Raw genomic sequence first — 12156 nt, 5'->3', positions numbered from 1 at the left:
GATCTCAGAATACAGTCTGTGACACAAGACCCCGTGGTCAAGCCACGGGGTGACATTAGGATATAAAAAACTATGAATAAACCGTTATTTGATAAAATTTTAATTGCTAATCGTAGCGAGATCGCCGTTAGGATAATACGTACCTTAAAAAAGATGGGGATAAAGTCGGTTGCAGTATATTCTGAAGCAGATACAAACTCAATGTATGTGCAGCATGCAGATGAGGCTTATTATATAGGTGATTCCCCTGCAACGGAAAGTTATTTATCTATTAAAAATATTATTTCGGCGATTCGTGAAAGTGGCGCAAGTGCAGTACATCCAGGTTACGGTTTTTTATCAGAAAATCCAAATTTTGCCAATATTCTTAAAAGAGAAGGTGTTGTTTTAATAGGACCGAGTGCTGGAACTATTAAAAAAATGGGCGATAAAATCGAAGCAAAAAAGATAGCGATAGAAGCCGGAGTTAGCACCGTGCCAGGTTATATGGGCACTATAAACGATGTTAAACAAGCTATAGATATTGCTAAAGAGATTGGTTTTCCGGTAATAGTAAAAGCGGCTGCCGGCGGCGGTGGGCGTGGTATGAGAGTAGTGAATAATCCCGCTGAAATGGCCAATGCTTTTGAGTCGGCAAAGCTTGAAGCAGCCAATAGTTTTAGTGACGATAGATTATTTATTGAGAAGTTAATTCAAACTCCCCGTCATATCGAAATTCAGCTGATTGCCGATCAATACGGCAATAGTGTATGTCTCGGAGAGCGGGAATGTTCAATACAGCGTCACCATCAAAAAGTAATCGAAGAAGCACCAAGTTCTTTTATTACTGAAGATATAAGGCAAGAAATGTATCGGCAGGTAATATCCTTATCTCAAAAAGTGGGATATTATTCGGCCGGTACCGTTGAGTTTATAGTAGATAGCAATAAAAATTTCTATTTTTTAGAGATGAATACTAGGTTGCAAGTCGAGCATCCTGTTACTGAGCTAATTACCGGTATAGATATCGTTGAAGAGATGATACAAATCGCAGCCGGCGAGAAATTATCATTTACACAAGATGACGTAAAATTAAAAGGTTGGGCATTTGAATCACGAATTTGTGCCGAAAACCCAAGCCGAGGTTTCTTACCTTCTAGCGGTAGAATTATAGCTTATTCCGAACCTGCAAAGAGTCCTAATATCCGTATAGATACAGGGATTGGGCTTGGCGGCGAAGTAAGTATGTTTTATGACTCAATGATTGCAAAATTATGTACTTACGGTGAAACAAGAGAGCAGGCAATTGAGCTAATGCATTCTGCTTTGAGTTCTTATATAATTAACGGTATTGCTCATAATATCAGTTTCTTAGAAGCGGTAATGTTACATCCACGCTTTGTGAGCGGCGATATTTCTACTGCCTTTATTCAAGAAGAATATCCTGACGGTTTTTCCGGAGCTAGTCTAACTTCAGAAGTAACTACCGTATTTTTAGCAACGGCTATTTTTATTTATATATCGGAGCAAAGACGTGCTTCTTTAATTTCCGGCAATATTAACAATCAGGCTAACAAAATAGGTACAAGGTGGGTAGTAACTATCGATGATAAACTATTTCCCGTATTAATTACACCTGTTGAAAACGGCTATAATATACGTCACGAAAGCGATAGAATATATATTCGTAGTAACTGGAATTTAGGTAATGAACTTTTTACGGCTATAATTAACGGTAAAAAGACAAATGTGAAAATTGAGAATATCAGAACCGGTTATTTATTATCGCATGCCGGTATTAGCGTAAAAGCCTTTGTACGCTCTCCTCGTATCTCAGAACTTGAAGCGTTGATGGTTTCAAAAGTAGTGGTGGAAGAAAGCTCCGAACTACAAGCTCCTCTAAGCGGTCAGATTGCTGCAATAAAGGTGAAAGAAGGGCAGGAAGTGACGGCAGGACAAGAAATTATGATTTTAACTGCTATGAAAATGGAAAACCTGATTCTTGCCGAAAGGGATGGAAAAATAGCTAAAATTTTTGTTAATGAAAAGGATAATGTTATAAGAGGGCAGGTATTATTAGAATTTGCTTGATATATTAGATTCTGTAAAGGATAATTCCATTATTTATATTTTCAGATATTTTTTAGCGAAAATTAATAAGATGTTTGCAGTAATAGTTGTTCCTATTTCAAAACAATCTTATAATTTGCAGCAAAGAAGAGCAAAAATAGATTAATTTAATTTTCCTTCACAGAACCTAATATATTGTCTTTCGCTTATAATTCGCTACTATAGTAAACTCAGCTCCATTTTATGACAAGCGTAAGGGTAGAGCCTATATATTAATAGGCAAGATAACGAACAACGAAGTACAAAATGGAGACTATATTCATTTATTTAGAATTAATTAAGTCAAAATTTTTCTCAATAACTGAAATATTTGAGCTAGCAAATAGATAATGATTTTTGTTTACCTTATTATATGTCTCTACAGCTTCTGTAAATTCTTCTTGATTAAAGTAACGCTCTCCTAAATAATATTGTGCTTCTTGATAATAATTAGAGCTTTTGTGTATTTTACTATACATGTCTATAGCTTCTTTATAATTTCTCATTCCTAAAATAATTATTTCCTTCCGTAAGATTTGGATGAGCCATGGTTCCTCCGTATTTTAATTAGATTTTTTTATAAAAAAGTATATATTACCATGAAATATGATTCTCATGTTTCGTGGTAATATATATGTATCTAATAAATGTGTAAGAGGTTTTGTCGTCATTGTGAGGAAAATTATAAGTTTTGATTAAGCAATCTAGTTGAAAAATACTAATATTATTAGTATTTTTAACTAGACCCCATGGACAAGCCACAGGGTAATAATTAGGAAACTGGTCCACGCAACAACGTCTATGCAGGAATGACATAAGAGCAGGCAATGAAGCAATCTTATCGTAGGAATGACATTATTAAAGCTCAGAATCAAATATTTTTATATCACCGCCTAAAGACGTTTCTTCATCAAGTCCCTCAAGGGCAAAAGTGCGAAATATACCTGATTTAGAAGGAGTATGTGCTACCCTAGAGCCTGTGTTAGGTTTTTCAGTTTCAACCTTAAAATCAGAAACATAGCCCTAGTCTTCTACTACAGTATTTGTATTTGTTGGAATTTTCTTCTCGCTAGAATAATCTTCTAACAGTGCTTTAATTTCTGCGAAATTTTGTAAATCTTTAGATAGTTGTTTTTTGAATTTAGAAAATTGTTGCTTTATTTGTTCTGATGATAAATTCTTATATCCGTCATAATGTGATGATATACGTGTTTTTCATATCGTCTCTAATATGTATTGGTGGTTAGGATTATTAGCTTTTTCACACAATGTAGAAATCTCAGTGATTTGAGTGAGTTGACACGATACATCGCTATGTAAGTTATCTTTTTCCCATCCTTTAACATTATAGTTACCGTGTTTAAGTAAATATTTTACTATTGTGACCTGCCCATACTCTGATGCAAGCATTAAAGGTGATACATCTGTATTGCTGTTAATCGTTACCCCTGCATCTAATAATGTTTTTACCGCATTTAAATTACCGTATATTATTGCTACTTCTAGGGCTACATCTAGATTAGCATTTTTAGATAAAAGATACTTTGCAATTTCTTTTCTATTTGTTAAATTTGCGGTACTTAATGGTGTGTTAAACGATATTCAGTATTAATATCAAAACCGTATATTTCAACAAATTTTTTAATTACTTCAAGCTTATTTTCGTTTATTGCTTTAAAAAAGCTTTGCTTATGAAGATCGTTTACATTTTGACCACCTTGTGCTGCTTCTTCTAAGGTTGTATTTAAATAAGTTGCTCCTTTTATTAAAAGATCACATTTAATGTCTATTTTGTAAGGTGCTTCCAAACCGGCAGTAACATTTAGTGTATTAGAACCATAATGACTAAAATTTACATTCACTCCTTTTTCTTCTACAAAATACTTTACTAAAATTAAACTTTTATTGTGTATTGCTTGTATTAGGCTGGGATTAGGTTCAAACTTAAGATGATTAAGTAAATATTCAGCTTGTGCATTATTGTTTTTAAGTGCAAATTCTAATGCTTTGTATTTATTTTACACCTTGCGATATAAGGTCTTCCATGAGATTTTTATTTAAATTCGGATCACCTAAGCTAGCTATAATATTTAATGCTGTCCCGTCTTTAGGATGAAACGCATCAAAATATTGTTTTAAATACCCTAGAGTTATTACATTTTCTGTTTTAGTAGTTCTGGCTTAGTAGTTCTTTTAATTTGAGAACCCCCTGGAGCTGTGGAGGAGTTGTGCATGATAATTTACCTTAAATTAATTTATAGCGTGCGTACTATAGATTAATCTAAGTAAATTATCAACATCTTAATTGATAGTAAAATAATTTACGATTTCTTAACTTTAAGTTGTATTTGATGGTTCTCTAATTCTACTTTACTTATATAATCAGGCGTGAAATTTTTAGCAAACTCGCCTAAAGTTTGTTCTTTAATAAAGTCTCCATAATTATCAATTATCTTAGATAAATTAAACTCGCTTATTATCTCAATTAAAATCCTGTCAGTGATAGAGAAATCGGCATCTTTGCGAGCCTGTTGTATAAAGCGTACAATGTCTCTTGCGTATCCTTCTTCTATTAACTCAGGTGTTAGCTCTAAATCAAGTATTAACAAGCTACTATTATTCTCAAAACTTGCTGCTCCTTTGATATGTGAATACGGCTCTAAAACTAGCTTATATTCGTCACTATTTAAGGTTTCACCGCATATAGCTAAACCGCCTGTGATAGCTTCCCACTCACCTTTTTTAGAAGCGGCTATAATCTCCTTCATTTTATGCGGCAAACGTTTACCAAGCATTGGGAAATTAATCGATAGTTTTTTGCTTGCGTAATTCTCTAGATCGTCACGATAAATTACCGCCTTAACATTAATTTCATCTTTAATTAAATCTTCAAAATCTTTGAGGTTGTTATTATGTTTACTGATAATAGCTATGCTAGCAAGTGGCTGCCTTACCCTGATATTTTCAGTGCTTCGGATAAATAGGCTATTACTGCAAATATCAAGCACGTTATCCATAGTAGCAACCAGCTCGTGATTTATTTCAAAGTCTGAGAGAGTAGGGTAGTTGCAGAGATGTACGCTAATCGCGTCATTGCGAGGCACTGAAAGTGCCATGGCAATCTTATGAGATACTCTTGAAATTGCTTTGTCAAGACTTGTGTCTTTCCTCGCAATGACGTTTGATTTTCCTGAGAGTGCCGTGTCGTTACGCTCCTCACAATGACGTAATCCCTTATATATCGCTTCCGAAATAATAGGCACTAGTGCCGACATCGCAATAGCCATGGTGTCTAAACATGAATATAGAGTATTATAAGCATTTTGCTTATCTGTATCTTTTTCGCTTTTCCAAAATCTAGCTCGGCTTCGTCTTATATACCAGTTATTCAAAACTTTAAAAAATTCTGAAACTGCATGATAAGCTGTTTGCGTATCGAAATTATCTAAGCTCTCTTCAATTTTTTGTACGGCTATTTTAAGCTTAGATAATATATAAACATCAAGTACGTTTTTAGAGCTAAAATTAAGCTTGCCTTTAAGCGAATCGGCATTAGCATACATCGTAAAGAAATGGTAAGCATTCCATATAGGTTTGATAAATAGACGAAGCGTATCAAATACCATTTTGCCGTCTTTATCAATTAATAGTTCCTGACCTTTAACAACGTTTGAAGATAACATCGTAACTCTTAAAGCGTCAGAGCCGTATTTATCAAATAGCTCCAGCGGATCGGCGTAGTTATTAAGACGCTTTGAAAGTTTTTGACCTGTAGAGTCTAAAATTACGCCGTGGCATATACAATTTAAAAACGGTGGGCGATCAAATAAAGCGGTAGATAGCACCATTAAAGTATAAAACCATCCGCGTGTTTGAGCTGAATACTCAACTATAAAATCAGCCGGAAAATGATCCTCAAACCACTCTTTATTTTTAAAAGGGTAATGGGCTTGCCCATATGGCATTGAACCGCTTTCAAACCAGCAATCAAACACGTCTTCTATTCTACGCATTGTTGATTTACCGGTTGGATCGTCGGGATTTGGTCTTGTCAGTTCATCGATAAACGGACGATGTAAATCAGTAACTTTAACACCAAAATCTTTCTCTAATTCCTCTATAGAGCCGTAAACGTCTATGCGTGGATATTTTGGATCATCGGACTTCCATACAGGCAGCGGCGTTCCCCAGAATCTATTACGGCTTATCGACCAATCACGGGCATTTTCAAGCCACTTACCAAATAAATTATCTTTAACATGGAAAGGTATCCAGTTAATTTGCTGATTTAACTCTACCATTCTATCTTTAAATTGCGTAACCTTTACGTACCATGACGGAACAGCCTTATATATAAGAGGCGTATCTGTTCGCCAGCAATGAGGATAATTATGAATATACTGCTCGGTTTTTAGCCAATTTCCTTGCTCTTTCAGTTTGATTATTATTTTGTCATTTGCATCAAATACTTGTAAGCCCTCTAAATCAGGAATTGCTTTAGTGAATTTACCGCTATTATCAACAGGACAAACAAGCTCAATACCTTTCGATTCACAAAGTATTTGGTCATCTTCACCAAAGCCTGGAGCCATATGTACGACTCCTGTGCCGTCACCCTCAACCACGAAATCGCCTGCAAATATCTTGAAGCTGTTTGGATGATTCTCGAAATAGTCGAATAAAGATTTATAGTTCAATCCTTGAAGTTCTGAGCCTTTAATTATCTCAAAATTTTCTTCACCGCTAAGTCCTAATTCTTTAGCATATTTAGAGACGGAATAGGCAGCTATTATATAACAAACATCATTTTTAGGGACTAATGCATAATCTATATCACTACCGACTGCTAAGGCTAAATTTGACGGCAATGTCCAAGGTGTTGTCGTCCAAGCGAGTATACGGTATTCTTTAAAAGATCCTGTGGTCGTAGCCACGGGATGAGATAGTACAAAACTCACCGTTACAGCTTTATCGGCTCGCTCACGATAAGAATTATCAAGTCTTGTTTCAAAATTAGAAAGCGGTGTTTCGCATGCCCAAGAATAAGGCATTACCCGCATAGATTCATACAATAACCCCTTATTATATAACTCCTTAAATGCCCAAAGTACGGATTCCATAAAATTCTTATCCATCGTTTTATAAGAATTTTTAAAATCCACCCATCTTGCTTGACGAGTTACATATTCTTCCCAATCATTAGCATATTTCATTACCGAAGCTCTGCAATGTGCATTAAACTTCTCTATACCAAAATTAGCTATTGCAAGACGTCCTGAAATGCCAAGTTCTTTCTCTGATTGCATTTCAGCAGGAAGACCGTGACAGTCCCAACCAAAGCGACGCTCGACTTTCTTACCTTTTACGGTTTGGTATCTAGCATATACGTCTTTCATAAAGCCGGTAAGCAAATGACCGTAATGCGGCAAACCGTTTGCAAAAGGCGGGCCGTCATAAAAAATAAATTCTGACTCTCCGTTCCTATCATCAATAGATTTTTGGAATATATTATTGTCTTGCCAAAATTTTAGTATCTCTCGCTCTAAGCCTGCAAAATCAGCATTCGAGCTAACTTCAGGATAATATTTAGTATTTGTCATTATTTTAGAAATTATTTTTAAAAATATCTTCATTATATGCAAGAGAGGTCATAATACAAGAATTTTTAAGGTATTTAAGAAAGTAATAAGGTGTATTACAGATTAAAAGATGATATAGAAATTTTGTCTAACTCAATTCATTTCACTATTAGTTACTACCTATCGTTTCAGCTTCATAAGCCGGATAATATTTGTGCTTCGTATCCTAAATACTGCCACTCTTCATTTAAATATTTAAACATTACTTCAACTCTAGTATATTTTGTTAAATTGCTAAGGCACTGTGCTTTAGATCACTTTTCTACTTTATTACTTAAATTTAGTAGGAGCTTTTGTTTTTGCTCTAAATTAATAGTTTTCATAAGAGCTAGCAAATCACAGATTTTAAATATTAAATTCTTTATTGTTATCTTTATACTATTATATCTTCATTATATTTCACTTCGTTAAATTTTTTCACTTGCATCTCTTCCTCTATCAGTGCTTTTTTATAAATTGGCTCATAGCCCTTAATTTGCCTTATACATACGTTATAATTTATAGTTGGATATGTAAATTGGTTTTACTAAAGAAATATCATCATAAGTTTTTAATTTTTTCCTAGGTGGATAAGTATATATTGGCTTCGGCTCGATTTGTTTAGTTTCTTCCATAAGCTCTTTTTCTAAATATTGTTGTTCTGTGGTATAGGCGATTTCTTTTAAACCTACATATTTCTTTTCTGTTTTATAAGAATAATATTTGTCATCATTTATCTTCTCTTGAATCTCTAAATTATTCAGAGAACAGTATCTTTAGTGTTTTTGAATTTTCACCGAAATAACTTATAGGGATAACTTGATTATTAACTAATGTTCTATCATGTTCTTTATTAGAACATTCTTTTTTAAATTGAGTTTTCATATTATGTGAATTAGCGAAGCAAAACAATATTGCAACTTAATTGTAAACTAGCCCAAGCTTTGTCTGCTGTATATATCGGATAATTTTTTCTTGTCCTTTTTCTTCCGCAAGTAAAGCCATCAAGGAAGAAGAATCAAGAATTATTGTTATGAGAAGACATTATTGGGTTACAAGTTAAAATTTAGAATTTTCTTTATTCGCTTCTTGATATTTCTGTTTTAAAAATTCATCAACCAATGATGCTGATTTAGAACCATGTTGTTTAAACAATGCTTGAGCTTCTTTTACAGTCTTATGACAAGTGATTAAATGTAATTCATTATTAACTTTATTTATAAGTTTCAATAGCATTTTTATATTTGATATGGAGTTAATATTACCCATTAAGCATATCTACGTAAACATTCTAACTATGGGGATCTTTGAAGGGGCGAGTAATTTTTTCATCTGTAAGAAAGTTTTTACTATATTTTCTACGGCAGTCTCAATCAATTTATCGGTTTCAATATAATTTTCCGATTCGTCTTGGATATAAAAAAGAATAGATGAAACATAAACCGAGAGCAATAAGCTTCTTTTGGTATAATAGTTAAAATCAAAAGATTTATCACCGGCATAACGCCAAATAGCATCACAACTACGGAATGCAACTTCAGTTCCTTGTATTGGGTTTAATGCAAAATAAGCGGCATTCTTACTATGAATAATAGGAAGTACGGTTTTGACTCTAGTCTTTACGGCCAAAGATATTTTTTCTCTTATTTTTGATGGTTCTGCTATTATCTTTAAGCTTGCTAGCATAATTTTATCTAAATACTCTTCCACGAATCCTACTATTTCGGATAAACCTTCTGGAAAAACTATTAAGCTATAGCCTTTTGCAAAACCGCATTTTTCTTCTGCTTCTTCGAGTAGTTTATTATTCCATTCATTAAACGGTAATAATTCTAATAAAGATTGCACGAAGCTTATTTTTTTGATATGGTGTTCTTCTTGAATGCTCATATTTTTAACCTTGACATATAACTGAATTATAGGGTATAGTTCAATAAACCACAATATCTTTTAAGGAGAGTAATTTTAGTGATACTAGTAAATGTTCACGCCGGTAATTGTGATAATACGCTTAAGAATTTTAAGAAAAAGCTACAAAGAGAGCTTTATTTTCGTAAGATGAAAGAACAGCGTTATTATGAAACACCTTCAGCGAAGCGTGTGCGTAAAGCACAAGAAGCAGCAAGAAGACAGAGAAAATTTGCTCGTAAAAAAATGTTTGATGAATAAAATTGCAAACAATTTTCATACTAAATATAAAGCTAGAAATATTAATATTGCTAGCTTTTTTTATTGTCATCTAGTTGCTTGACCATGTGTGAACGTTCAAGATGTCATTCCTGCGAAAGCAGGAATCCAAAAAATAGCCATACAAAATTTTATGTATTTGATGAAATAAATATAATAAAAAAAACAAGTTTTTATATGTTTGACTGGATTCCCGCTTCCGCGGGAATGACATAAAAACAATCAATGCAACAACACCCCGCTTTTGCCGAAATGACAATAAGGCACTTAAAACTTGAAATATTTTCAATTAGCTTTTTTTTATGTTATAAAGAACTGTTATAGTCATATAAACAGTATCTATGCTTAGTTATCTTAAACAAAATTTACATTCTTATTTTTCTAGTAGAGTACTAATTTTTACTTTAGCAACAGCAGCTATTATTTTTGCTTGTGCTACTTTTTATGTGATATCTTTAGAATCAAAGAATTTTAGTACGATTATTGGATTTTTATTAGTTGATTTAGCAATTTTTTTAATTTTAGGTGTTTTACTAACTCAAAAATTTTTTACTAAAAATAATAATAACGATAGTTCTAAATTACAAAATCGTATTGTAATTGCCTTTAGTTTAGTTGCAGCTATTCCAACTATAATTGTTTCGGTATTTTCTGTTTATTTTTTTAATCTTAGTGTTCAAGCTTGGTTTGATAAGAAGATTTCTACGGTTCTTGATCAATCCGTGATAGTTGCAGAATCTTATATTGCCGAGCATAAATTACAGCTAAAAGAAACGGCTTTAGCCGTTGCTGAAGATTTAAGCGATATGTATTACGATTTAATTCACAATCCCGCTTTATTTACTAAAACACTTAATACTGAAGCAGAGATGCGTTCGCTTGATGAGGCTATAGTTTTAAACAAATCTACTAATACTATAGTAGCTAATAGTTATTTAAGTTTTTCATTATCATTTGCAACTATCCCTGCACATTTAATAAAAAAAGCGGATTTAGGTGAACTGGTGGAAGTAAAATCCGATCCAACCAAAATAAGAATGCTGATTAAATTAAAAGAGTATAATGATGTGTATTTATTAGTTGGTAGATTAGTAGATAATAAAATTATCGACCATGTAGATGCAACTAACGGAGCAGCTGCCGAGTATAATAGCCTTAAAAATGAAATAGATAATATACAGATTAAGTTCTCTATAATGTTTATCTTTATTGCCTTATTACTTCTTTTTGTAGCTATAAGTTTCGGGGTTATATTTACTGCTAAAATAGTAAAACCTATTAAAAAATTAGTTACTGCAACCGATAACGTTAAAGACGGCGATTTAACAGTACAAGTGCCTGAAAATGAAGTAGATAAAGACGAAATAGGCACGCTTTATGTGGCATTTAATAGAATGATTAAGCAGCTTTCTCGCCAGCAGCGTGATTTAGTTATAGCACAGAGGGCTATGGCTTGGTCGGATGTTGCAAAAAAAGTAGCCCATGAAATCAAGAATCCGTTAACTCCTATTTTACTTGCTTCTGAAAGATTGCTGAAGAAATTTAGCCCTGAAATTAAGGAAAGGGTAGAATTTGAAAATTATTTAAAAATGATTATTCGCCATACTAACGATATTAAAAATATAGTATCCGAATTTGTTCTTTTTGCACGTCTTCCTGCTCCTAAATTTACGAAGAGTGAATTAGTTTATTTAGTTAAACATATTGTTGAAGCACGTAAATTACTTAATGATAATATTTTGTATAAATTTGAGTCTAACGTAGAACAATTTGATTTTATGTGTGATGCTACCCAAATAAATCAAGTTATGATCAATTTATTGAAAAACGCAGAAGAGTCAATAGAAGGACGAGAATCCGGGAAAATAGAAGTTACTATAGATGTTAAAGACGATTTTATTAGCGTTATTGTAATGGATAACGGTAAAGGATTCCCGCCTGAGCTAATAGGCAAAGCTACCGAAAGCTATGTTACGACCAGCAGTAAAGGTATGGGAGTAGGGCTTGCTATAGTTAAAAGAATAGTCGAAGAACATTGCGGCATTCTAGATATAGCAAACAGAACAGCAGAGGGAGCAATAATCGATATAAAATTTGATTTAAAAGAATTGGATTTAAAGGCTAAGCGTTTGGAAATGTAGTATTTTACTAGAGGATGCAGTTCTTAAAGAAAATTTAGAATCAATTATTTATCACCTAATATGAACACAAATCATAAACAAAAAGCAAAGTTATGAATGTAGAAATCACAGAGTTTTTAGCA

At 33.1% G+C, this 12156-nt stretch carries 11 protein-coding genes and 2 pseudogenes (1 of these 13 cut by a window edge); 4 read left to right on the top strand and 9 right to left on the bottom strand.

Annotated elements, in window-relative coordinates; translation table 11 throughout:
- Positions 1-72 precede the first annotated feature (72 nt).
- Positions 73-2070 (top strand): acetyl-CoA carboxylase biotin carboxylase subunit, encoded by a 1998-nt coding sequence (locus BTU51_RS05450; protein ID WP_012151112.1) that lies wholly within the window; start codon positions 73-75, stop codon positions 2068-2070.
- A 302-nt stretch (positions 2071-2372) separates the two neighbouring features.
- Here BTU51_RS05450 and BTU51_RS05445 read toward each other — a convergent pair whose 3' ends face one another.
- From BTU51_RS05445 to BTU51_RS05410, 9 genes and pseudogenes are all read right to left on the bottom strand, one after another.
- Complete coding sequence (locus BTU51_RS05445; protein ID WP_012151110.1) at positions 2373-2594, bottom strand: tetratricopeptide repeat protein; 222 nt, start codon at positions 2592-2594, stop codon at positions 2373-2375.
- Positions 2595-3303: 709 nt separating this feature from the next.
- Positions 3304-3579 (bottom strand): ankyrin repeat domain-containing protein, encoded by a 276-nt coding sequence (locus BTU51_RS05440; protein WP_080508227.1) that lies wholly within the window; start codon positions 3577-3579, stop codon positions 3304-3306.
- Positions 3577-3690, bottom strand: a pseudogene (locus tag BTU51_RS10020) (ankyrin repeat domain-containing protein); the annotation flags it as partial. The pseudogene BTU51_RS10020 and the gene BTU51_RS05440, both read right to left, overlap by 3 nt.
- On the bottom strand, positions 3669-3950 hold the full coding sequence (locus tag BTU51_RS05435) for a hypothetical protein (RefSeq protein ID WP_012151108.1): 282 nt from the start codon (positions 3948-3950) through the stop codon (positions 3669-3671). The gene BTU51_RS05435 and the pseudogene BTU51_RS10020, both read right to left, overlap by 22 nt.
- A gap of 151 nt (positions 3951-4101) precedes the next feature.
- Positions 4102-4322, bottom strand: a pseudogene (locus BTU51_RS10015) (hypothetical protein).
- Positions 4323-4409: 87 nt separating this feature from the next.
- The gene (gene ileS / locus BTU51_RS05425) at positions 4410-7688 is read right to left on the bottom strand and encodes an isoleucine--tRNA ligase (RefSeq protein WP_014362394.1); all 3279 of its coding nucleotides are present in this window, start codon (positions 7686-7688) and stop codon (positions 4410-4412) included.
- Between the two features lie 774 nt (positions 7689-8462).
- Positions 8463-8591 carry a hypothetical protein gene (locus BTU51_RS09805; RefSeq protein ID WP_014362393.1) on the bottom strand — a complete coding sequence of 43 codons (129 nt, stop codon included), beginning with the start codon at positions 8589-8591 and terminating at the stop codon, positions 8463-8465.
- Between the two features lie 174 nt (positions 8592-8765).
- Complete coding sequence (locus BTU51_RS05415; RefSeq protein WP_012151105.1) at positions 8766-8975, bottom strand: hypothetical protein; 210 nt, start codon at positions 8973-8975, stop codon at positions 8766-8768.
- Between the two features lie 9 nt (positions 8976-8984).
- A complete protein-coding gene (locus BTU51_RS05410; RefSeq protein ID WP_012151104.1) occupies positions 8985-9596 on the bottom strand; it encodes a COQ9 family protein in 612 nt (203 codons plus the stop codon).
- A gap of 78 nt (positions 9597-9674) precedes the next feature.
- Here BTU51_RS05410 and rpsU point away from each other — a divergent pair, with 78 nt between their 5' ends.
- The 3 genes from rpsU to BTU51_RS08645 all read left to right on the top strand — a co-directional run.
- Entirely contained in the window at positions 9675-9875 is a 201-nt protein-coding gene (rpsU, locus tag BTU51_RS05405) for a 30S ribosomal protein S21 (RefSeq protein WP_012148483.1), read from the top strand.
- A 359-nt stretch (positions 9876-10234) separates the two neighbouring features.
- On the top strand, positions 10235-12034 hold the full coding sequence (locus BTU51_RS05400; RefSeq protein WP_012151102.1) for a sensor histidine kinase NtrY-like: 1800 nt from the start codon (positions 10235-10237) through the stop codon (positions 12032-12034).
- Positions 12035-12126: 92 nt separating this feature from the next.
- Positions 12127-12156 carry the 5' portion of a hypothetical protein gene (locus BTU51_RS08645; protein WP_012151101.1) on the top strand. It continues 117 nt past the right edge of the window, so 30 of the gene's 147 nt are visible here — the first part of the coding sequence; its start codon is at positions 12127-12129; its stop codon lies off the right edge, out of view.

The sequence above is a fragment of the Rickettsia rickettsii genome, assembly GCF_001951015.1.
GTDB classification, from domain to species: domain Bacteria; phylum Pseudomonadota; class Alphaproteobacteria; order Rickettsiales; family Rickettsiaceae; genus Rickettsia; species Rickettsia rickettsii.
Note: the sequence above shows the minus strand (reverse complement) of the source record. Positions and strands in the feature narration are given on the sequence as shown.

Bases quoted from the DNA above. Each gene is read 5' to 3' on its own strand.
- BTU51_RS05410 (WP_012151104.1), bottom strand. From the start codon at position 9,596: ATGAGCATTCAAGAAGAACACCATATCAAAAAAATAAGCTTCGTGCAA.
- BTU51_RS05415 (WP_012151105.1), bottom strand. From the start codon at position 8,975: ATGGGTAATATTAACTCCATATCAAATATAAAAATGCTATTGAAACTT.
- ileS (WP_014362394.1), bottom strand. From the start codon at position 7,688: ATGACAAATACTAAATATTATCCTGAAGTTAGCTCGAATGCTGATTTT.
- BTU51_RS05450 (WP_012151112.1), top strand. From the start codon at position 73: ATGAATAAACCGTTATTTGATAAAATTTTAATTGCTAATCGTAGCGAG.
- BTU51_RS05400 (WP_012151102.1), top strand. From the start codon at position 10,235: ATGCTTAGTTATCTTAAACAAAATTTACATTCTTATTTTTCTAGTAGA.
- BTU51_RS05445 (WP_012151110.1), bottom strand. From the start codon at position 2,594: ATGAGAAATTATAAAGAAGCTATAGACATGTATAGTAAAATACACAAA.
- BTU51_RS09805 (WP_014362393.1), bottom strand. From the start codon at position 8,591: ATGAAAACTCAATTTAAAAAAGAATGTTCTAATAAAGAACATGATAGA.